The organism is Cupriavidus oxalaticus, from assembly GCF_038900635.1.
Taxonomy (GTDB): domain Bacteria; phylum Pseudomonadota; class Gammaproteobacteria; order Burkholderiales; family Burkholderiaceae; genus Cupriavidus; species Cupriavidus oxalaticus_B.
Genome location: NZ_JAYMRX010000026.1, coordinates 18,149 through 39,896 on the forward strand (window position 1 = coordinate 18,149; position 21,748 = coordinate 39,896).

Consider the following 21,748-nt stretch of genomic DNA (forward strand, 5'->3'; position numbering starts at 1 on the left):
TGCGATCGATTGCAGGACTGACGGCCGCGCACCATCATTTCGGTGCGAGACCACTGCCGATTCGTCAGCGGTAGCAAGTCTGTGCAGGTGAGTCCTACCGTTGCGTTGCCCTGAGTTGCAACGAAATCGGTCTTTCAGGGCGCAGTCTCCTCGTCAATGCGCGTTTCATTTCGTGCGGGAAATCCTCGCTGGCCATCTTGTAGACGAGGCTCGCGGTGAAGTGAGACTCGAAGTTTAGATGCTGCACCAGTCGTTTAATGACACTGCGGGAGATGCCCACATAGACAGGCCGGTCTTTGTCGATGAAAACGTAGCAGCCGGGGAAATCTGTCGTGCGTCCCGTGCGCGCCACGGCCTCGCGTGAAGCACTCTTGTAGCCCACGAACGTGGAAGCCGGCATCGGCAATTGCATGGCCACCTTCAGTCGTTCGAGGTGGGCAGGCAGGATCGTCGCGGCGAGTTCGTCAAACGTGTGGGCGCAGTCGATGGGCATAGGTAACGGATCAGTAGAACGAGACAGCAGGTCTTAAGCCGCTCATCCCCGCGGATTTCACAAGTTCCTCAGAAGAGTGGATTCGCGACGCCGTTGTTGGAATGCCTCTCGCGCCCTGACCACTCCGCACTTGGCGCCCTCTGCGCTGGGCGTGTTGGGTAGAATGGGCGTCGAAACCGATCAGGCTACGTTTGCAATCTCACTAACCTTGACACGGAAATGCCGAAACTAAATGTGGGACGGTGTAGTTAATTATGGCTGTCATGTGAAGCGTAAAAGTCTTGCCAGCCAATCGCGCCATTATTAACATTACTATTGACGAAAATGACCTCCTCCCGCCTTTTGGCGATAACAATTAGCAGATTTAAAAGCATCTATGAGGCGACTCGTGTTGAGTTCGGCCTTATGACGGTCTTCTTGGGAAAAAATAACAGCGGAAAGAGTACGATCACGCAAGCGCTCCTTCTGCTTAAGCAAACACTTGAGCTTTCGCGGGTTGAAACTACGTTGCACCTTGACGGCTACGTGTCCACAAATAGTCTAAGAGAGATTATTTCTGGATGGCCAGATGGGGACGAACGCATTGAAGGCCCTACTTTTTCTTTAGAGTGGTCGTCGTGGGTGGATGTGAATTCAGCCCTGGAAATTTCAGGATCCCCTGATATTAGCACGTTGGCTGACAGAGCGGAAATTCCTTGGATAACATCCGCGCTTAGTGGTCGGGTTCAAATTTTTACTCGTATCGACCTCGGTTATTCTGACATAAGAGGCAAAGTAAGTCTCGATTACGTTGAACTGCGCTCATCATTAACCAATGACCTTTCAAACCAAGCGACACTGTCCGCGGCAGTAAAATTAACGAAGGGTGAGGACGGTAAATATGAATGTAGATGGAATGGACAAGTCGCAAAAAAAATGGAGGTGAGCTTTCACCACTTCATTCCTTCCCTGTCAATTGATCGTCGAAATGTTGGGCCAAGGGATAGGCAAAGGTCATTTGCAAATGCATTCAACATTTTATTCGCCCAACCTTTGGATAGTTTGGAAGGCCTCTTAAAGGGATTTTCCTATCTCAGTTCTACCCGTGGGCTTCCGCCACCTTTCTATCCCCCGGCACTCTCAGGCGGCGATGATCTTGGCATGAGTGGAGAATTCGCCCCACAGTTGCTTTATGCGCATCAGGCCGATTTGGTTCATTATCTTCTTCCAAATTTTGAAGATATAAATGCACCCTCCCAATTTAGAGAAAAACCATTGGCGGAGGCAATTAATGAAGTGCTCGGCGGCTTAGGGATTGATACGCCGCTTTCTATTCATGAAATCGAAAAAGTGGGATTCAGGCTGATGTTTGGCCGGGCTACGCTTTCTCATGTCGGACGTGGCCTCACATATTTGTTGCCGATCGTTCAACTCGGGCTATTTAGTGACCCGCTGCGTTTTAAGAAGGTGACGGAAGAAGCTATGCCTTCTCGGGCGACCGAAAATAGGCTGTGTGCCTTTGAGGAGCCCGAATCGCATCTTCATCCCAAAGTGCAGAGTCGCTTGGCGAGTTGGTTTGTGGCATTGAGTCGCGCCGGCCGCCAAGTTATCGTCGAAACACACAGTGACCACCTCGTACGTCGCTTACGTGTACTGATTGCGCAAGCCTCACCTAATAGTGAGATAGAGACTTGGTTATCCGAAAATATTCGCATCGTAAGCGTGAATCAGATCGATGGGAAAACGTCTATCGAAACTACTCGGATTCACAGAGATGGTGGCTTGGAAATCTGGCCGGCGGATTTTATGGATGCAGCGGTCAAGGGTGAGCAAGAAATCTATTACGCCGCGATGGATAAAGAAGAAGAATCAACAAATCATTCTGATGGCGCAATCGTGCACGAAGACGAGGACGAGCCCGATGCTAATCATTGATCCGTATTTGTTTTGCCCAGATAATATTAAATCCGAATATGATAGAGATAGAATTCAGCAAATAAAAGAGCAGCTACATGAAATTATTTCCATATGCCGAAAATTTAATTGGAAGGTTATTTTTGATCGCAAAGGCTGGCGAAATATCGAACTAAATTTTATCCGCAAAATTACTGCACAATGCCAGGATGCCGATCTCAACGTTGCACTATCCGCGCTGCGCCGCGACTTTCTTCAGATGGTTGACATAGATGGCGTCGAAGGGATTCGCACCTGGGGAATAAAGCCGCTTTTCAATGGAGTTAACACGCCGATTGATTCTGATTTTGCTGACAGCGTTGCTAGAAGCGCATCAATTTCTTTTGAGCATTACGGAAGAGCATTATTATTCGTCCGCGAAATTGAAGGCAGAAACATAACAACTCGCGCTGCCGGTAATTCTTATATTTGCGAGCGAACCAGATGGAGGATTTATTTCTCGAAAACCGGCCTTAATGGGGCCATTCCAGTCCCGTGTGTTACGCGGGTTCGTAATGTGTCAGTGGAATGGACAGCCAGATATGACGTGGGACTGCCGGATTGTGGGAGGTATGCATTTCAACCGTCAGCTCACTGGCATCTTAGAAGAACCGTCGTAGTTGGCGTTATGCAGGCGAAGCCAGTTTTCCTCGACACAAAGGCGAATGGCTGGGCCAAGCCAAACACACCAGGCGCTGGCTATCACTGGGATGTCTATTTATCTGACCGAGAATGGATCGATGCAATTCGATTGACGCAGATTAATGTTTGCCGCAGTGACGTTCCAGCAAGTCAAGGTGCACCTGGAGAAATTCATCATATACCCGCGGCAAAAGCCGGCCGAGCAAGAGCGTGAGGAGAAGATTTAGAGGATCCATGGCGCTTGAGGCTGCTATGATCGCCCAGATGTGAGCATCAAGGGACCCACCCAGTTTGAAAATTGATTTGATAGCCGTCTGCGGAACCCGCTCAACCACACGCTGGCACGCGCTCGGTGTTGCGATGGTCGTAGTGTAGTAGGAGGCGGCGCTGGCGTTCGTCAAGCGATTGCTTCGAGTCCCCCCGTCTTCTTGGCCCGACTCCTCGTCAAGTTGGGTGAGGTCGCCGTTGTTTCGCTTGCGCGAATTTGTACGGCCGTTCAGGGTCCCGAATCGGTCGCAGCTTCCTCATGGGTCGAAGAACGGCTTAGCGGCCACCTCGGCGGTCTGCCAAAGCAAGGGGGGCCAAATTTGGCAGGTAGCACGCGGCACTATGCGGCTCCATCGGTTGTTCCAATATCCCGATGACTGCTGCAATGCTAGCCATTTGCACACATTTGACATTGATACAAAGCCCATGCTCCTGCACTGAACCTATATTGTCGTTGCCATGATCTGCTCATGAAACTCTAGCTTGACGATCCGCTTCTTGATCAAAGCTTGCAGCGTTGCAATAAGCAAAGCAGCACCGAATTGATTAAGTTCGTAAAGATTACGCATGTGGCCATCTAAACTCCGATCGATTACTTCACTGGCAATCGGATGTGGCACAGCGTAGCCGCCATGCACAAACGAGCTACGCAGATCGTAAAGCTGACGCAATCGCTTGTTCAAATTCTTCTGCATCGTCGCGTCCATCTCCAGAATCTCGCCCAGACGCCGCACCAGACCAGACACGCTCTCCCCAACTCTAGTCGACACTAGAGCTTCGAGCCCATGAAAGATCCAAGTTATGGAGTCGATTCGAGTATTGTCTTTGGCGATATGCAATAGCACATACAATGCCTTTTCGATTCCCGTATCGGCGCGCTGCTTATAGCCGATTTCCAGCGCCCTAAACCACTCGCATACCTCCTCCCGTGGGATCGTCTGAAACCTTGGCCACTCCCCATTTAGCGAATCGACCCAACCATTCTCGAACACGAAGGCTGAAAGCCCCATCTCTGTTGGATGGCGCTCCTCTGCGCCCGCGATCGATAGTGTGTAGAAGTTCGCCGAGCCCGGTACTGCGAGATTGGCGATGAGGAATACTTCGTGAACAAACATTTCGACGAAGAAGGCTGGGTACCACTGATAGGATGCGGTATCGTTTGTACCGCTGACCGTTACTTCAGCTTGAAGCTTCAAAGGTCGGGAGATTTTCCGGAACCAGTCGTTGTCGGAGCGTGCCCCCGTTCTAACAGGACGTAAGAGTTCATTGTCACGACGGATTCGATTTGCCAAACGTTGCCAGTTAATATCAACACGAATGGTACAACCATTATGCTTGTACTCGCGTTGATTCAGCGCACTTGGAGCCTTGTGCCAAAATCCCTCAATCAGCGGATCAATGGTTTCATAATGCTCCTCCCCATCCCTCCCCACACGCTTAAACTCTAAAACCCGGACATATGAGGCCAACTTTGATTCTGGCATATTCAATTATTATATTTCGAGCAAAAAAATAGGAGCCTTCTGGCTCCTATTCCTCATTACATCACCGGCGAGAGGGTTGAAGAAGAACGAATCCTCAATCCCAAGACAACGCCCCACCCGTCTGATACTCAATAACCCGAGTCTCAAAGAAGTTCCTCTCCTTCTTCAGATCGATCATCTCGCTCATCCACGGGAACGGGTTCTCCTCGTTCGGGAACAGCTGATCAAGACCAATCTGCTGGCAACGACGGTTGCAGATAAACCGCAGATACGACTTAAACATCGGCGCATTCAGCCCCAGCACGCCACGCGGCATCGTGTCCTCAGCGTACCGGTACTCAAGATCAACAGCCTTCTTGAACAACTCAGTAATCTCAGCCTTGAATTCCGCCGTCCAAAGATGCGGATTCTCCAGCTTGATCTGGTTAATCAAATCAATCCCAAAATTGCAGTGCAGCGACTCATCCCGCAGGATGTACTGATACTGCTCCGCCGCACCAGTCATCTTGTTCTGCCGCCCCATCGCCAGGATCTGCGTGAAGCCCACATAGAAGAACAGCCCTTCCATGATGCAGGCGAACACGATCAGCGACTTCAGCAGCTTCTGGTCGTTTTCCGGCGTGCCGGTCTTGAACGACGGGTCGGTCAGCGTGTCGATGAACGGGATCAGGAACTCGTCCTTGTCGCGGATCGACTGCACTTCGTGGTACGCGTTGAAGATCTCGGCTTCGTTCAGGCCCAGCGATTCAACGATGTACTGGTAGGCGTGCGTGTGGATGGCCTCTTCAAAGGCCTGGCGCAGCAGGTACTGGCGGCATTCCGGCGCGGTGATCTGGCGGTAGGTGCCCAGCACGATGTTGTTGGCGGCCAGCGAGTCGGCGGTGACGAAGAAGCCGAGGTTGCGCTTGATGATGCGGCGCTCGTCTTCGGTCAGGCCGTTGGGGTCTTTCCACGTCGCGATGTCGCGGGACATGTTGATTTCCTGCGGCATCCAGTGGTTGGCGCAGCCGGCCAGGTACTTTTCCCACGCCCACTTGTACTTGAACGGGACGAGCTGGTTGACGTCGGTCGAGCCGTTGATGACGCGCTTGTCGGCGGCATTGACGCGGCGGTTGCTTTGCGCGGCGGCGGCGTTGGGGTTGTTGCCCAGGATGCCGGCTTGCGTGGCGCTCGGCGGCAGGACGCCTTGCTGGTCAGCGGTGGCAGCCGATGCAGCGGGTTGCAGGGCAGGCTGCGGTGCAGCCTGCGGGGTGGCTTGAACGTCGTCGTCCCAGCTCAGCATGATTTGTTCTCCGTGATTCGGTTTGGGGGGCGCGGTGGTTGGTCAGGTTTGACGCTTCACTTCGTTGATGCGCCGGCCCTCACCCCCGCCCCTCTCCCGCGAGCGGGAGAGGGGCGGGGGTGGTTTTTGCTCTCTAGTCTTTTTTGCCTTATTGGCAGGCTTCGCACTCTTCGAAGCCAGGGTCGCCCGGGCGCATCGTGCAGACCGCGCCTTCCGCTTCCGGCATGGCCGGTGCTGCGGCTGCTGCGGCGTCCATGGCGGAGCTGCTGTCGCTACCCGACGACACTGCGTTCAGCGAGCCGCGCGACACGGTGGACTTCTCCACGTGCGTGGCAGCCATCGTGCGCAGGTAGTACGTGGTCTTCAGGCCGCGCAGCCAGGCCAGCTTGTAGGTGTCGTCCAGCTTCTTGCCCGAGGCGCCGGCCATGTAGATGTTCAGGGACTGGGCCTGGTCGATCCACTTCTGGCGGCGGCTGGCGGCTTCGACCAGCCAGGTCGGCTCGACTTCGAACGCGGTGGCGTAGATGTCGCGCAGGTCTTGCGGAATGCGGTCGATGCGCGACAGCGAGCCGTCGAAGTACTTCAGGTCGGCGACCATCACTTCGTCCCACAGGCCGCGTTCCTTCAGGTCGCGCACCAGGTAGTCATTGACCACGGTGAACTCGCCCGACAGGTTGGACTTGACGTACAGGTTCTGGAAGGTCGGCTCGATGCAGGCGGACACGCCGATGATGTTCGAAATGGTCGCGGTCGGAGCGATCGCGATGCAGTTCGAGTTGCGCATGCCGTGCTGCTTGATGCGGGCGCGCAGGCTGTCCCAGTCCATGCTGCTCGACAGGTCCACTTCCAGGTAGCCGCCGCGCTCTTCGGCCAGCAGCTTGAGCGAGTCCTGCGGCAGGATGCCGCGGTCCCACAGCGAGCCGGTGTAGGTCTCGTAGCGGCCACGCTCTTCGGCCAGTTCGGTGGAGGCCTGGTAGGCGTAGTAGCACACGGCTTCCATCGAGCTGTCGGCGAACTTCACCGCGGCGTCGCTGGCGTACGGCGTGCGCAGCACGTGCAGGCAGTCCTGGAAGCCCATGATGCCCATGCCGACCGGACGGTGGCGCAGGTTGGAGTTGCGGGCCTTTTCGACAGCGTAGTAGTTGATGTCGATGACGTTGTCGAGCATCCGCATGGCGGTGCGGATGGTCTTCTGCAGCTTGGCGTGGTCGAGCACGTACGAGCCATCGGCCTGCTTGGCCAGGTGGGCGACCAGGTTGACCGAGCCCAGGTTGCACACGGCGATTTCGCTGTCATTGGTGTTCAGCGTGATTTCCGTGCACAGGTTGGAGCTGTGGACGACGCCGACGTGCTGCTGCGGGCTGCGGATGTTGCACGGATCCTTGAAGGTGATCCACGGGTGGCCGGTTTCGAACAGCATGCCCAGCATCTTGCGCCAGAGCTGCATGGCCGGGACCTTCTTGAACAGCTTCAGTTCGCCATTGGCGGCCTTGGCTTCATAGCCGAGGTAGGCCTGCTCGAACGCCTTGCCGACCTTGTCGTGCAGGTCCGGGCAGGTGGACGGCGAGAACAGCGTCCATTCGCCGTTTTCCATCACGCGCTTCATGAACAGGTCCGGAATCCAGTTGGCCGTGTTCATGTCGTGGGTGCGGCGGCGGTCGTCGCCGGTGTTCTTGCGCAGCTCCAGGAATTCTTCGATGTCCAGGTGCCACGTTTCCAGGTAGGCGCAGACAGCGCCCTTGCGCTTGCCACCCTGGTTCACGGCCACGGCGGTGTCGTTCACCACCTTCAGGAACGGCACCACGCCCTGCGACTTGCCGTTGGTGCCCTTGATGTGCGAGCCGAGCGCGCGCACGTTGGTCCAGTCATTGCCCAGGCCGCCGGCGAACTTGGACAGCAGCGCGTTTTCCTTGAGCGCTTCGTAGATGCCTTCCAGGTCGTCCGAGACGGTGGTCAGGTAGCACGACGACAGCTGCGAGCGCTGGGTGCCCGAGTTGAACAGGGTCGGCGTGGACGACATGAAGTCGAACGACGACAGCAGCTGGTAGAACTCGATGGCGCGCGCTTCGCGGTCGGCTTCGTTGAGGGCCAGGCCCATGGCGACGCGCATGAAGAATGCCTGCGGCATCTCGATGCGAGTCTCGTCGATGTGCAGGAAGTAGCGGTCATACAGCGTCTGCAGGCCCAGGTAGTTGAACTGGAAGTCGCGGCCGGCGTCCAGCGCGGCGCCCAGGCGGGCCAGGTCGTACGTGGCCAGCTTTTCGTCCAGCAGCTCGGCGGCGATACCGCGCGCGATGAACTTCGGGAAGTACTCGGCGTAACGCGTGGTCATTTCGGCCTGCGTCACTTCGGCACCGAGGATTTCCTTGCGGATGGTGTGCAGCAGGATACGGGCGGTAACCTGGCTGTAGTCCGGGTCCTTTTCGATCAGGGTACGCGCGGCCAGGATGGCGGAGTCGTACACCTGCGTCATCGGCACGCCTTCGTACAGGTTCTTCAGCGTTTCCTTGAGGATCGGCTCGGCGCTGACGGTCTTGCCCAGGCCGGCGCAGGCGTTGTCGAGCAGTTCGTGCAGGGCGACGATGTCCAGCGGCTTGGTCACGCCGGCGTCGGTCACGTTGATGTTGATGCCGGCTTCCTGCACGCGGGCCACGGCCTCGGCGCTGGCGCTGGCGCGCTCGGCCTTGCGCTTTTCGCGGTACAGAACGTAGGCGCGGGCCACTTCATGCTCGCCCGAGCGCATCAGCGCCAGTTCGACGTGGTCCTGCACGTCTTCGATGTGGATGGCGCCACCGCTCGGGCGGCTGCGCACCAGCGCGCGCACGACGTTCTGCGTCAGTTGCTCGACGATCTCGCGCACGCGCGCGGAAGCGGCGCCCTGCCCGCCGTTCACGGCGAGGAAGGCCTTGGTCATGGCGACGTTGATCTTGGACGGCTCGAACGCCACCACGGCGCCGTTACGGCGGATGATCTTGTAATCCTGGTAGTTCGTCGTGCCGGCTTGGGCTGCGGGGGCCTGTTGCGCGGTACCTGCAATACCGGCGGCGCCCGTCGCGCCCGTGGTGATTTCGTTCTGGGCCGTTTGCATATAGGAACTCCTGTTTTTAGCCTGTTTTAAGAGACAAAAGAGTCCCTGGCGAAATGCGGCTGCGAAAGCTTCCGGCCGCGCACAGTGGGCGGCTGGACTGACTGCCTTTTGCTGAACATTTCGCCAGGGACTCTTGTGATGCGCCGACCCCACATCAGGGTTTCAACCACTATCGCCACGTCTGCGACAGCGCCCCTCGTTGCTAGGTCAGCTCCCCGGTTGAACCACTACATATAGTGGTCACTGCGGAAATCTGGCCCAAGTATAGTGAAAGAAATCGGAAAGACCAGTCTTGACAAGCGTGGTTGCGACACCCGGATGACACGTGCGGCAGCGCCACATTCCCGGGAACCGCGCTACGACAAGGGATCGCGCCAAGTCGTTCGCAAGCGCACATTTTTCTTTAAATTTTTTTATTCGTGCGGCCCGTCCGATAGCCCCACTCCAGCGTGGGGAATTGCCATGTGACATGGCACAGACATGATGCTGGGGCAGACCCCGCCGGCACCTTAGTTGTGCGGGGGGCGGTAGGGTAACAGGTTTCGCGGAACGCCTGCCAGACGGGCGAAATGGTCCCAGTCGAAGTGGGGTCCGGGATCGGTCTTGCGGCCCGGTGCGATGTCGCTGTGGCCGGCAATCGCGCGCACCGGGTAGGCGACCATCAAGGCGGGCACCAGCGCGGCCACGGTGTCGTACTGGGCCAGGGTGAATGGCAGGTCGTCGCAACCCTCGATCTCGATGCCGATGGAAAAATCGTTGCAGCGCGCGCGGCCGAAGAAGTCGGACTGTCCGGCATGCCAGGCCCGCTGCGTGCACGGGACGAACTGCACCAGCTCACCCTCGCGGGTCACCAGGAAGTGCGCGGACACCTGGACCTGGTGGATGGTGGCAAAGAACGGGTGCCTGTCGGGATCGAGCCGGTTCTGGAAGAAGGCCTCGATGTCGCCGCTGCCGAACTGGCCGGGCGGCAGGCTGATGTTGTGCAGCACCACCAGGTCCACCGGCATGCCGGCCGGGCGTTCGTCAAAGTTGGGCGACGGTACGCGGCGCGCGGCGGGCACCCAGCCGTCGGCATCGGGCAGGTAGTTGTGCGCGGGCGAGTTCATGGCGTGCCTTCGCCGTCGGCGGCGTCCATGCCCTCGCGGATGCCCAGCTGCTGGATGCGGTAGCGCAGCTGGCGCAGGTTCAGGCCCAGCAGCGGCGCGGCGGCGGTGCGGTTGAAGTTGGTCTGCGCCAGCGCCTGCAGGATCAGCTCGCGCTCCACGGCTTCGAGCCGGGCCGGCAGGTCGATCGGGAAGACGATGCCGCGGCAGGCGCGCTCGGTGGCGTCGCCGGCGGGTTCGGGCTGGGCGGCGGGCGTTGCGGCGACCTGTGGCGCGGCAGCGGGCTCGGTCACAGTTGCGGCCACGGTTGCGGGAACGGCTGTCGCCGTGGGCGGCATCGGCGCCCACATGCCCGGCGCGCCCCAAGGGGCGTACTGCGTCGCGGGGACCGGTGACGCCATCGCGGGCGCGGGCGCCATCAGCCCGGCGCCGGGGGCGCCGGCATCCAGCGGACCGAGGTCGGCCACTTCGATCTGCTCGCTCTCGGCAAAGGCGTAGGCGCGCTCGAGCAGGTTCTCCAGTTCGCGGACGTTGCCGGGGAAGCGGTAGGCGGCCAGCTGTTCCAGCGCGGCCGGTGCCAGGCGCTTGGGATGCGGGTCGCCATAGCGCACCGCCAGGTGGTCCAGGATGGCGCGCGCCAGCACCGGGATGTCTTCGCCGCGCTCGCGCAGCGTGGGCATGCGCAGCGCCAGCACGTTCAGGCGGTAGTACAGGTCCTGGCGGAACTGGCCGGCGGCGACCATCGCGGCCAGGTCCTTGTGGCTGGCGCACATCACGCGCACGTCCACGGCATCCTCGCGGCTGGCGCCGATCTTGCGCACCCGGCGCTCCTGCAGCGCGCGCAGCAGCTTGACCTGCATGGCCAGCGGCAGGTCGGCCACCTCGTCGAGCAGCAGCGTGCCGCCGTTGGCGGCGTGGAAGAAGCCGCCGCGCTCGCCGTCGGCGCCGGTGAAAGCCCCCTTGACGTAGCCGAAGAATTCCGACTCCATCAGCGTCTCGGGAATGGCGCCGCAGTTGACCGCAATAAACGGGTGCGACGCGCGGGCGCTGATCGCGTGGATGGCGCGCGCGGCGCGCTCCTTGCCGCTGCCGGATTCGCCGCTGATGACCACCGGGGCCATGCTGCGCGCCAGCCGCGACAGCGAGCGGCGCACTTCCTGCATGGCGGCGGAATGGCCGGGCAACAACGCCGCGGCGCGATCGGCGGCGGCGTCCGCGCCGGCGCTGCCGCCGGCATCGGCTTCGGTGCTGTCGCGCTGCTGGCGGCCGAGCGCGTTCAGCACCAGGCTGCGCAACTGCTCCAGCGAGACCGGCTTGGCGATGTAGTCGAAGGCGCCGGCCTTGAGCGCCTCGACGGCGTTGTCGGCGCTGCCGTAGGCGGTGATCACCGCCACCGGGATGCGCTCGGGCGCGGCCGACAGCTGCCGCACGATCTCGATGCCCAGGCCGTCGCCCAGCCGCATGTCGGTCAGCACCAGGCTGTAGCGGCCCTGCGCCAGCTTCTGCCGCGCCTCGGCCAGCGAGCCCGCCAGCACCACGTCATGGCCCATGCGCCGGATGGAGATGTCGAGCAGCTCGCGCAGGTCGGCCTCGTCGTCGATGACGAGAATGGGATCGGGCGTTCGGGGTGGCATGGCGGTGGGTGTGGATGGGCGGACGCCGTTCATGCGACGGCCGCATCGGCGGTCTCGATGCGCAGCGTCAGCACGAAGGCTTTGGCCGGCAGTGTATCGCGCGCGGCCGCGGCCAGCACGCCGGTGCGTTCGATCAGCGCCGGCACCGAGACCGCGCCGTAGCGCACCTGCGCGTCGTTGGCGCCGCACAGCTCGCGCGCCATGAACAAGCCCAGGCCGGTGCCCTGGGCGTTGCTGGTGAAGAACGGTTCGAACAGGCTGCGCTGGTGCTCGCGCGAGACCTCGGCGCCGTCGTTCCAGACGATTAGCTCGGCATGGTGCTGGTCCAGCGCGTGCGCCAGCAGCCGGATCGAGCCCGGCAGCCGGCTGCAGTAGCGCCAGGCGTTGTCGAGCAGGTTGCCCAGCACCTGTTGCAGCTGCGCGGCGTCGAACACCACCGGCTGGGACACGTCCACGGTCAGGCGGATGGCATTGGCGTTGACGTCGGCTCGGCCGGCCGGGCGGGTCTCGCCGGCTTGCGGGCGGCGCGAACGCATTTCCAGGCGCCAGCGCTCGACGATCTCGGGCAGCGCCTGCGCCAGGTGCACGGTGCTGCGGCCGGTGCGCGGGCGGCGCGACATCTGCAGCACGTCGGACACCACCTGGTCGAGCCGGCGCACGTTGTCATTGATGATGCGCAGCAGGCGCGCGTCGATATCGACATCGGCGCCGGCGGTACCATCTGAACGATCGGTCCCTGCAGGCTCCTGCCGCGCGGAGTCGGCCAGCAGTTCGCTGGCCTGGCTGATGGCCGCCAGCGGGTTGCGGATCTGGTGCGCGATGCTGGCCACCAGGCGGCCCATCGCGGCCAGCTTTTCCTGCTGCACCTGTTCGGCGATACGCTCCCAGCTTTCGATATGGACCAGCACGGTGTCGCGCATCTCGCTGCGCAGCAGCGCTTCGTCTTCCTGCGACCAGGCCATGGCCTCGTTCTGCGCGATGGCCAGGCGCAGGCGGGCGGCGGCCTCGGGTGAGAGTTCGTTCCAGGCTGCGGTATCGAGCTGCGACGGCACCGTGCGCCCCTGCGCCAGCGTCGAGCGCAAACCCGCCAGCCCCGGCAGCACGAAGCGCAGCCGCAGCCGTGTGTGCTGCATGGTGCCGTCGGCCAGCGCGGTGCCGGTGGCCATTGGCAGCAGTTGCAGGATGCGCGGCACGTCGTCCTTGCTGCGCAGCCAGTCGCGCAGCATTTCCATCAGCGGCTGCAGGCGCGGGATGCGGCGCAGGTCGAACAGCACGGTGTCGCCATCGCTGCCCTGCCCCGCCGGCGCAGCCAGCCGGCGCGAATAGATCCGCTCATGCGCCTGCACGCCCAGCAGCACCACCGCCGCCGGGTTGGCCGCCACCACCGCGCCGTTGGCGCGCACCAGCATCACGCCGTCCTGCATGTCGTTGACCATCAGCCGGTTGACCAGCTGCTGCATGCGCAGCTCCTGCTCGCGCGCCAGCGCCAGCCGCTCCTGCGCGATCTGGCGGTTGGCCAGCATATACATCAGCAGCGCCGCGATCATGAACACCAGGCCGAACAGGCCCGAGCCGAGCAGCCCGGCATCGGCCTGGCGCAGCAGGATGGTGTGCATGAAGGGGCCGCCCATCACCACCAGCGCGGAGATCGACGCGGCAAACAGCGCGAACGGCAGGCTGGTGAGCGCGCCGGCTTGGAGAGCGGGCAGCAGGAAGATCATGGCGAGGCCGTCGGCCTGGCCCTGGCTGGCCGGGTGGCCGATGGCGTGGAACACCAGCGCCAGCAGCGCCAGGTCGGCCATCACCTGCACGCGCACGCGCAGGTGGAAATGGCGGCGCCAGAGCGTGCCGGCGAGCATCGCCAGCGCAATGCCAAGGTAAGGCACGGCGACCGTCATGGCCGCCGCGTGCTCGGCGCCGGCCAGCCCGAAGGGCAAATCCGGCAGCAGCGATGGCGCCAATGGCGCCGGGGTGGGCTCGCCGCGCCGCATCAGTGCGTAACCGAGCAGCAGCAGGCCCACGGCCACGCGGGTCCAGCAGAAATAGCGCAGCAGGCGCCAGTGGAATTCGGGCGGTTCAGCCTGCCGCCACAGCTGGGCCAGGCCGCGCCAGGCGTTCAGCCGCTGCCAGCCTGACGGCGCCGGCTGGGTCATGGGCGGGCACCGCCGCCGTCGGTGTGGCTGGCCTCGTCAGGCAGATGGCTGCGGCGGCAGTAATGCAGGCCGCGCCAGGCGATGGCCTCGCCTTGCGGCAGGTGCACGCCGCACTGGGCGCACTGGACCATCGGTTCGGCGGATTCGGCCTGGCCAGCGTTGGCACTGGCCCGGGCGGCGCTCTCGCGCGCTTGCTGCTGCTGCGCCCGTTGCTTCGCCAGCCGCGCTTCGGCGCGGGCGCGCAGCCACCAGAAAACACACAGCACCACGGCCAGCAGGATCAGGATACGTGCCATGGTGCCTCAGATACGGTGCAGGACCACTTCAATCACAAAGCGGCTGCCCACATAGGCCAGCAGCAGGATGCCGAACGAGGCGATGACCCAGCGCAGCGCCACCTTGCCGCGCCAGCCGCGGAAGATACGCCCGGCCAGGATGCCGCCGAACATGGCCCACGAGATCAGCGCGAACACGGTCTTGTGGTCCATCCGGAAGGCGCGGCCGAACAGTTCTTCGGAGAACAGCAGGCCCGAGCCGATCGTCAGCGTCAGCAGCACGAAGCCGGCGCCGATCAGGCGGAACAGCAGCTTTTCCAGCGTCAGCAGCGGTGGCAGCAGGTCCAGCCAGCGGCCCAGCCACTGGCTGGGCTGCGTGGCTTTGCCATCGGCCGGGCGCGCCGGCGCGTGGCGGAATCCGTGCAGCCGGCGCTCGGCCAGCAGCATCAGGAAGGCATGGAACGCCGCCAGCGTGAACAGCCCGTACGCCACGTTAGCGATGATGAAGTGCAGCTTGAACAGCGGCTGCGCCGCGTAGCCCAGGATCTGCGCGCCGGGAAAGGCCAGCGGCATCAGGCTGGCGACGAGCGCCACCGGAATCACGATCAGCCCCAGCCCGGCCAGCGAGAAGAAGAAGCTCTCGATCCAGTAGATGCCCACGCCCAGCCACAGCATCGCCGACAGCGCGAAGGCAAAGCCGAACACCATGCGCTCGGCCGGGAAGATGGTTTCGTGCAGCAGCATGCCGTGGCTGGCCAGCGCCGCCAGCATCAGCACGTGCCACCAGGCCGGCCGGCCCTCGCCGTGCGCGCCGCCCGCCGGTGGCAGGGCGCCGCCCGGGCCGCCGGCGACCAGCACGGCCGAGGCCGCGCCGCCGGCTTGTCCGGCCTTGGCGGCGGTAGAGGCAACGCCGGCATGGCGCGTGGCCCAGCCGTGCCAGGCCAGGCCGCAATAGAGAAGTGCCGTCAGGGCATACAGTACAATGACCATTTGCGCAGTTTACCTTAGTGCCCACGGACGGTGGCGGCCGGTTGAACCGGTGCTCCGGCCCTGCAACAGGCGCGGGACTGCCCCCGATTTCAGACCGAGCCCCTGCTCCGATTTCTCCCCCGATTCCTGCCATGCTGGACAATCTCACTCAACGCCTGGCGCGTGTGGTCAAGACCATGCGCGGCGAGGCGCGCCTGACCGAGGCCAACACCGCCGAGATGCTGCGCGAAGTGCGCCTTGCCATGCTCGAAGCCGACGTGGCGCTGCCGGTCGTGCGCGAATTCATCGCCCGCGTCAAGGAAAAGGCCTTGGGCGAGGATGTGATCACCAGCCTCACGCCGGGCCAGGCGCTGGTCGGCGTGGTGCAGCGCGAGCTGACTTCAGTCATCGGCGGCGCCGAGGCCGCCGGCGGCAACAATAAGGAAGCCGAGCTGAACCTGAACGTGCAGCCGCCCGCCATCATCCTGATGGCCGGCCTGCAGGGTGCCGGCAAGACCACAACCGTCGGCAAGCTGTCGAAGTGGCTCAAGGAAAACAAGAAGAAGAAGGTGCTGACGGTCTCTTGCGACGTCTATCGCCCCGCCGCTATCGCCCAGCTGAAGACCGTTTCCGAGCAGGTCGGCGCTGACTTCTTCCCGTCGCAGCCGGACCAGAAGCCGGTCGAGATCGCCCGCGCGGCGGTGGACTGGGCGCGCAAGCACTACCACGACGTGCTGATCGTCGATACGGCCGGCCGCCTCGGTATCGACGAGTTGATGATGCAGGAAATCGCCGCCCTGCACGCCGAACTGAAGCCCGCCGAGACCCTGTTCGTGGTCGACGCCATGCTCGGCCAGGACGCGGTCAACACCGCCAAGGCCTTCAACGACACCCTGCCGCTGACCGGCGTGGTGCTGACCAAGCTTGATGGCGACGCGCGCGGCGGCGCCGCGCTGTCGGTGCGCCATATCACCGGCCGGCCGATCAAGTTCGTTGGCGTCGGCGAAAAGCTGGACGGGCTCGAGCCGTTCTACCCCGACCGCATGGCCCAGCGCATCCTGGGCATGGGCGACATCATGGCGCTGGTCGAGGAAGCCCAGCGCGGCGTCGACATGGACGCGGCCGAGAAGCTGGCCAAGAAGATCAAGAAGACCGGCGATTTCGACCTGGAAGACTTCAAGGCGCAGATCGGCCAGATGAAGAAGATGGGCGGCATGGCCAGCCTGGTCGACAAGCTGCCGGCGCAGTTCGCCCAGCAGGCGCAGGGCGCCAACATGGACCAGGCCGAGAAGCAGGTGGCCCGCATGGAAGGCATCATCAACAGCATGACGCCGGCCGAGCGCGCCAAGCCCGACCTGATCAAGGCCAGCCGCAAGCGCCGCATTGCCGCGGGCGCCGGCGTGCCGGTTCAGGAAGTCAACCGCCTGCTGAACCAGTTCGACCAGATGCAATCCATGATGAAAAAGCTCAAGGGCGGCGGCATGATGAAGATGATGCGCCAGATGGGCGCGATGAAGGGCGGCATGAAGGGCCTCTTCAATCGTTGAGCCCGGGCTGCACCGCGATCCGCCTCCCCCGCAAAAGAACAGGAAAGACATCATGATGAGCGCCGTACAGGCCCGCGAACTGTGGGCCAACTCCGAAGAAATCGTCTCGGCCGAGGAAGTCCAAGAGTCGCTGGACCGCATGGCCGCCGAGATCACCGCCAAGATGGGCGATGCCTTCCCGCTGGTGCTGTCCGTGATGGGCGGCGCGGTGGTGTTCACCGGCATGCTGCTGCCCAAGCTGGCGTTCCCGCTGGAGTTCGACTACATCCACCTCTCGCGCTACAACAACAAGACCGTTGGCGGCGAGATGCAGTGGCGCGTGGCCCCGCGCGAATCGGTCAAGGACCGCGTGGTGCTGGTGTTGGACGACATCCTGGATGAAGGCGAAACCATGGCCGCGATCCGCCAACGCATCATGGAGATGGGCGCCAAGGAATTCCACGCCGCGGTGCTGTGCGAGAAGACGCTGACCAAGCTCAAGCCGATGCACCCGGACTTCTGCGGCTTTGCGGTGCCGGATCGCTATGTGTTCGGGTGCGGGATGGATGCCAAGGGGTATTGGCGGAACCTGGGCGCGATCCGGGCGCTGATTTGATCTTGCTGCACTGACGGTTTGCTCCCCTCTCCCGCAGGCGGGAGAGGGGAGCCACTTCGCTGGTCAGCTTTAATGCGAGGCCAAAATCGGCCACAGCGACGCCAGCAGCAACAGCGCCATCCCGACATTGAACGCCCGCAGCACCTTCGGCCGCGCCAGCCAGCGCCGCAGCGCCGAGCCGCACAACGCCCACATCGCCACGCTGGGCAGGTTCACCATCCCGAATATTCCGGCCAGCATTAGCACGTTGAGCCACAGGTTGCCGTGCAACACATAGGTGCTACACGCGCCCACGGCCATCACCCAAGCCTTGGGATTGACCCACTGGAACGCCGCCGCGGCCCAGAAGCCCATCGGCCGCGCCACCTGCTGGTCCTGCACACCTCCGGCCGTGGCGAGCTTCCACGCCAGCCAGACCAGGTAGACCGTCGCCACCACGCGTAGCAACTGCCAGGTCCACGGGAAGGCGTGGAACAGCGATCCCAGCCCCAGCCCGACCATCCCCACCATCAGCGCAAAGCCAATGCTGACGCCGAGCAGGTGCGGCACCGTGCGCAAGAACCCGAAGTTCACGCCGGAAGCCAGCAGCATCGTGTTATTCGGACCGGGGGTGATCGACGATACTAGCGCAAAGCCGGCAAAAGCGGCAAAGACACCGGTGCCGGCGGCGAGTTGGGATACTTCCATGACTGACTCCAGGGGCGTTCAGGAAGTCAGTCTACGGCCAGTTGACAGTACAGTACCGGTACACTTTTTCAGCAAATTGCCGATACAGGATCGGCCGGACCAGACCTTCAAACTGCTGGCCGCTCATGGCTTTCCTGGAAAAGCCCGACGGCGCCGTCAGGCCTCGCTGCGATACGGCCGCTCGCGCAGCCACTTGGTCGCAATCCACTTCTCGCCCTCGGCGACCGGCAGGCCGGCATGCAGCGTGCGCTCGTCCAGCATGCCGTCGGGCAGCAGGTAGCTGAAGTAGACCGCGTTGCCCCTTACCGGTGCCACTTCCAGCCCCAGGCGCGGGAACGCGGTGGCGCCGCCAGACTCGGGCGTGTTCAGGTAGATCACCAGCGTGGCGATGCGCTGGCCGCCTACGGTCAGCTGGCGTGCCTCGCCCGGCCGTTGCGGATTGAAGAAATCGAAATGCGGCTGGTATTCGCCGCCGGGCTTGTAGTTGAGGATCTGCAAGCCTTCGCCATGTTCGGCCGGCACGCCGGTGACCGCGGCGATACGCGCCTCGATGCGTTCGATCAGCGCATGCTCCCCCACCTGGAACATGGCGCCCATGCTGGTGCGGGCGTCGATCAGGTTCTCGTCGCCGGTGTCGGGGTTGACCACCGGCGAGCGTGCCAGCCGGCCGCGCGACAGCGCCACCAGCGCGTCGCATTCTTCGGCGCTCAACAGCTGCTGGTATAGCCGGATCTGCGGCGAGGCGAGCCGGAACAGGATCGGCACCTGGCGATCGCCGCCGTCGGCCACATAGGACGCCGGACGTGCCGAGGGTCCGGACTCGGCGCCTGCCACGGCCTTGGCATGCGGGGCCACGGCGCGCGCCGGCGCCAGCTTGTCCGCGCCGGCGAGCGCGGCGTCCGCACCGAACGCCGCCGCCACGGCCCGGCGCGCAAAGCTGTCGTCATAGCCCGAACGCAGCATCGACAGCACCAGCGCATCGGCGCCAAAGCCCTGCGCGATATGCCGGGCCAGCCATTGCTCCAGCTCGGGCGAGGATTCGGTATAGCCGGCCTTGCCGCCGGCAACGGATGCTTCGCGGATCATGACGGGTTGGCGACGCGGCGCGGCGAGAAAGGGTTGCGTTCCGGCGGGTCGGACGGCTGCGTGCGCGGGGCGCGTGCCTGCGTATTGTCCGGATCGCCGGCGACGGTGACCGAGGCTTCGGAATACTGCCAGCGCTTCCACGCCGCCAGTACCGCGTTGGGATATTCGGGGCGACCGCGGCTGCCGTTGTAGCGGCCCAGCGCCAGGTACAAATCGCCCTGCTCGCGGTCGAGGTAGTAGCGCAGGATGGTGCAGCCGTAGCGCAAGTTGCTCTGCAGGTGGAACAGCTTGCGCGGATCGTTGTCGCCGATGGCGCGGACCCAGAACGGCATCACCTGCATCAGCCCGCGCGCGCCGGCCGAACTGATCGCGTACTTGCGGAAATTGCTCTCGACCTGGACCAGGCCCAGCACCAGCGAAGGTTCCAGCCCGGCGCGCTTGGCCTCGTAGTAGGCGACCTCGATCAGCTCCACGCGCACCTGCGGCTCGGGGATGCGCGTGGCCAGCCGGGAAGACATTTCGCCCAGCCACTTCAGGTAGGCCAGGCGCTCGCCGCCGGAAGCAAAGACCGGCCGCGTGGGCCGGTCATCGGCAATCGCGGCGGCCAGCGCACCGCGCACGGAATCTGCCAGGTCTTCTTCCTTCTGCGCGCCGGCATGCGCGGCCGCCGCGGCCAGCGCCAGCAGCAGCCCGCCGGCAAGGCGGCGGGCGGCGGGCATTGCGCGTGCGGCGCGCATCGGGCTCAGTTCGCCAGCTGGTTGCGCACGTGGCTGACCACGTCGGCCACGCTGACCGCGGTGGCCTGCGCGTCACGCCGGCCCTGGTACTCGACCTTGCCTTCCTTCAGGCCGCGGTCGCCCACCACCACGCGGTGCGGCACGCCGATCAGTTCCCAGTCGGCGAACATCACGCCCGGGCGCTCGCCGCGGTCGTCGATGATGACATCGATGCCGGCAGCCAGCAGCTCGGCATGGATGCGGTCGGCCTCGGCCTTGACGGCCTCGGAGCGGTCGTAGCCCACCGGGCAGATCACCACCTCGAACGGCGCGATCGCAGCCGGCCAGATGATGCCGCGCTCGTCGAAGTTCTGCTCGATCGCGGCGCCCAGGATACGGGTGACGCCGATGCCGTAGCAGCCCATCTGCATCGGCTGGGTCTTGCCGTTCTCGTCCAGGAAGGTGGCGCTCATCGATTCCGAGTAACGCGTGCCCAGCATGAACACGTGGCCGACCTCGATGCCGCGGCAGATTTCCAGCGCGCCCTGGCCGTCCGGCGAGGCATCGCCCGCCACCACGTTGCGCAGGTCGGCCACGATCGGCTCGGGCAGGTCGCGGCCCCAGTTGACGCCGGTGTAGTGGTAGTCGCGGTAGTTGGCGCCGCAGACAAAGTCGCTCATGTTGGCGACGGTGCGGTCGGCGACCACCTTGACCGGCTTCTTCATGTCGATCGGGCCCAGGTAGCCCGGGGGCGAGCCGAAGGCGTCGACGATCTCGTTCTCGGTGGCAAAGCGGAAGTCGGCCAGCCCCGGCACCTTGGAGGCCTTGACCTCGTTCAGTTCATGGTCGGCACGGATCAGCAGCAGCCAGATCTGGGCGCCGGCTTCGCTGTCCGTGGCCAGCACGATCGACTTGACGTTGGTTTCCAGCGGGATGTTCAGGAATTCGGCCACCTGCTCGCACTTGACCTTCTCCGGGGTGAAGGTCTTCACCAGGTCTGCCTGCGGCGCCGCGCGCTCTGCCAGCAGCGGCAGCGCCTCGGCGGCCTCCATGTTAGCGGCGTAGGCAGAGGTCGGGCAGTAGACGATGGCGTCCTCGCCGGTATCGGCGATCACGTGGAATTCATGCGAGCCCGAACCCCCGATGGCACCGTTGTCGGCGGCCACCGCGCGGAATTCCAGCCCGAAGCGGCGGAAGATGCGCACATAGGCGTCGTACATGTTCTCGTACGACTTGCGCAGGCCATCGGTGTCGCGGTCGAAGGAATAAGCGTCCTTCATGGTGAACTCGCGGCCGCGCATGATGCCGAAGCGCGGCCGGCGCTCGTCCCGGAACTTGGTCTGGATCTGGTAGAAATTGAGCGGCAGCTGCTTGTAGCTGCGGATCTCGCTGCGGGCGATGTCGGTCACCACCTCTTCCGAGGTGGGCTGCACGGCGAAGTCGCGCTCATGGCGGTCCTTCAGGCGCAGCAGTTCGGGTCCCATCTTGTCCCAGCGGCCGGTCTCCTGCCACAGCTCGGCCGGCTGGATCACCGGCATGGACATTTCCACCGCGCCGGCGCGGTTCATTTCCTCGCGCACGATGTTCTCCACCTTGCGGATCACGCGCAGCCCGATGGGCATGTAGGAGTAGATGCCGGCGCCCAGCTTCTTGATCATGCCGGCGCGCATCATCAGTTTGTGCGACACGATTTCCGCGTCGGCGGGCGCTTCCTTGAGGGTGGAAATGAAGAATTGCGAGGCTTTCATCCGTAGCTTTCTCTCGAGGCCGCAACGCCTGCCCGGCCAATTCCGGG

17 protein-coding genes are annotated in these 21,748 nt (G+C 63.1%); 4 read left to right on the forward strand and 13 right to left on the reverse strand.

Annotated features, from left to right (window positions below; genetic code table 11):
* Nucleotides 1-94 precede the first annotated feature (94 nt).
* A complete protein-coding gene (locus VSR71_RS29110) occupies nucleotides 95-493 on the reverse strand; it encodes a GIY-YIG nuclease family protein (RefSeq protein ID WP_342917124.1) in 399 nt (132 codons plus the stop codon).
* A 324-nt stretch (nucleotides 494-817) separates the two neighbouring features.
* On the opposite strand from VSR71_RS29110, the gene VSR71_RS29115 reads away from it, so the two are divergent.
* A complete protein-coding gene (locus VSR71_RS29115; RefSeq protein ID WP_342917125.1) occupies nucleotides 818-2,407 on the forward strand; it encodes an AAA family ATPase in 1,590 nt (529 codons plus the stop codon).
* Entirely contained in the window at nucleotides 2,394-3,281 is an 888-nt protein-coding gene (locus VSR71_RS29120) for a hypothetical protein (protein WP_342917126.1), read from the forward strand. Before VSR71_RS29115 ends, VSR71_RS29120 begins: the two co-directional genes overlap by 14 nt.
* Nucleotides 3,282-3,777: 496 nt before the next feature.
* Here VSR71_RS29120 and VSR71_RS29125 read toward each other — a convergent pair whose 3' ends face one another.
* From VSR71_RS29125 to VSR71_RS29160, 8 genes are all read right to left on the reverse strand, one after another.
* Nucleotides 3,778-4,818: a hypothetical protein gene (locus VSR71_RS29125; protein WP_342917176.1), complete on the reverse strand. Its 1,041-nt coding sequence runs from the start codon at nucleotides 4,816-4,818 to the stop codon at nucleotides 3,778-3,780.
* Between the two features lie 94 nt (nucleotides 4,819-4,912).
* Nucleotides 4,913-6,100, reverse strand: a complete 1,188-nt coding sequence (locus tag VSR71_RS29130) for a ribonucleotide-diphosphate reductase subunit beta (RefSeq protein ID WP_029048109.1) — start codon at nucleotides 6,098-6,100, stop codon at nucleotides 4,913-4,915.
* A gap of 148 nt (nucleotides 6,101-6,248) precedes the next feature.
* Nucleotides 6,249-9,188: a ribonucleoside-diphosphate reductase subunit alpha gene (locus tag VSR71_RS29135; protein WP_342917127.1), complete on the reverse strand. Its 2,940-nt coding sequence runs from the start codon at nucleotides 9,186-9,188 to the stop codon at nucleotides 6,249-6,251.
* Between the two features lie 509 nt (nucleotides 9,189-9,697).
* Nucleotides 9,698-10,294 (reverse strand): 1,6-anhydro-N-acetylmuramyl-L-alanine amidase AmpD, encoded by a 597-nt coding sequence (ampD, locus tag VSR71_RS29140; protein WP_342917128.1) that lies wholly within the window; start codon nucleotides 10,292-10,294, stop codon nucleotides 9,698-9,700.
* On the reverse strand, nucleotides 10,291-11,925 hold the full coding sequence (locus tag VSR71_RS29145; RefSeq protein WP_342917129.1) for a sigma-54 dependent transcriptional regulator: 1,635 nt from the start codon (nucleotides 11,923-11,925) through the stop codon (nucleotides 10,291-10,293). The genes ampD and VSR71_RS29145 overlap by 4 nt, the downstream gene beginning before the upstream one ends.
* A 29-nt stretch (nucleotides 11,926-11,954) precedes the next feature.
* A complete protein-coding gene (locus VSR71_RS29150; protein ID WP_342917130.1) occupies nucleotides 11,955-14,078 on the reverse strand; it encodes a sensor histidine kinase in 2,124 nt (707 codons plus the stop codon).
* Nucleotides 14,075-14,374, reverse strand: a complete 300-nt coding sequence (locus tag VSR71_RS29155; RefSeq protein ID WP_342917131.1) for a PP0621 family protein — start codon at nucleotides 14,372-14,374, stop codon at nucleotides 14,075-14,077. The genes VSR71_RS29150 and VSR71_RS29155 overlap by 4 nt, the downstream gene beginning before the upstream one ends.
* Nucleotides 14,375-14,380: 6 nt before the next feature.
* Entirely contained in the window at nucleotides 14,381-15,343 is a 963-nt protein-coding gene (locus tag VSR71_RS29160; protein ID WP_342917132.1) for a cytochrome C assembly family protein, read from the reverse strand.
* 131 nt (nucleotides 15,344-15,474) lie between these two features.
* On the opposite strand from VSR71_RS29160, the gene ffh reads away from it, so the two are divergent.
* Nucleotides 15,475-16,869, forward strand: coding sequence for a signal recognition particle protein (gene ffh, locus VSR71_RS29165; protein WP_342917133.1), 1,395 nt, complete (start codon nucleotides 15,475-15,477; stop codon nucleotides 16,867-16,869).
* A 52-nt stretch (nucleotides 16,870-16,921) separates the two neighbouring features.
* Nucleotides 16,922-17,464, forward strand: coding sequence for a hypoxanthine-guanine phosphoribosyltransferase (locus VSR71_RS29170; protein ID WP_342917134.1), 543 nt, complete (start codon nucleotides 16,922-16,924; stop codon nucleotides 17,462-17,464).
* 69 nt (nucleotides 17,465-17,533) lie between these two features.
* Here VSR71_RS29170 and VSR71_RS29175 read toward each other — a convergent pair whose 3' ends face one another.
* The 4 genes from VSR71_RS29175 to VSR71_RS29190 all read right to left on the reverse strand — a co-directional run bounded on the left by VSR71_RS29175 (nucleotide 17,534) and on the right by VSR71_RS29190 (nucleotide 21,701).
* On the reverse strand, nucleotides 17,534-18,151 hold the full coding sequence (locus tag VSR71_RS29175) for a LysE family translocator (protein ID WP_342917135.1): 618 nt from the start codon (nucleotides 18,149-18,151) through the stop codon (nucleotides 17,534-17,536).
* A 156-nt stretch (nucleotides 18,152-18,307) separates the two neighbouring features.
* Nucleotides 18,308-19,237 (reverse strand): 2OG-Fe(II) oxygenase, encoded by a 930-nt coding sequence (locus tag VSR71_RS29180; RefSeq protein ID WP_342917136.1) that lies wholly within the window; start codon nucleotides 19,235-19,237, stop codon nucleotides 18,308-18,310.
* Nucleotides 19,234-19,974, reverse strand: a complete 741-nt coding sequence (locus VSR71_RS29185) for a lytic transglycosylase domain-containing protein (RefSeq protein ID WP_342917137.1) — start codon at nucleotides 19,972-19,974, stop codon at nucleotides 19,234-19,236. The genes VSR71_RS29180 and VSR71_RS29185 overlap by 4 nt, the downstream gene beginning before the upstream one ends.
* Before the next feature lie 5 nt (nucleotides 19,975-19,979).
* Nucleotides 19,980-21,701 carry a proline--tRNA ligase gene (locus VSR71_RS29190; RefSeq protein ID WP_342917138.1) on the reverse strand — a complete coding sequence of 574 codons (1,722 nt, stop codon included), beginning with the start codon at nucleotides 21,699-21,701 and terminating at the stop codon, nucleotides 19,980-19,982.
* Nucleotides 21,702-21,748 lie beyond the last annotated feature (47 nt).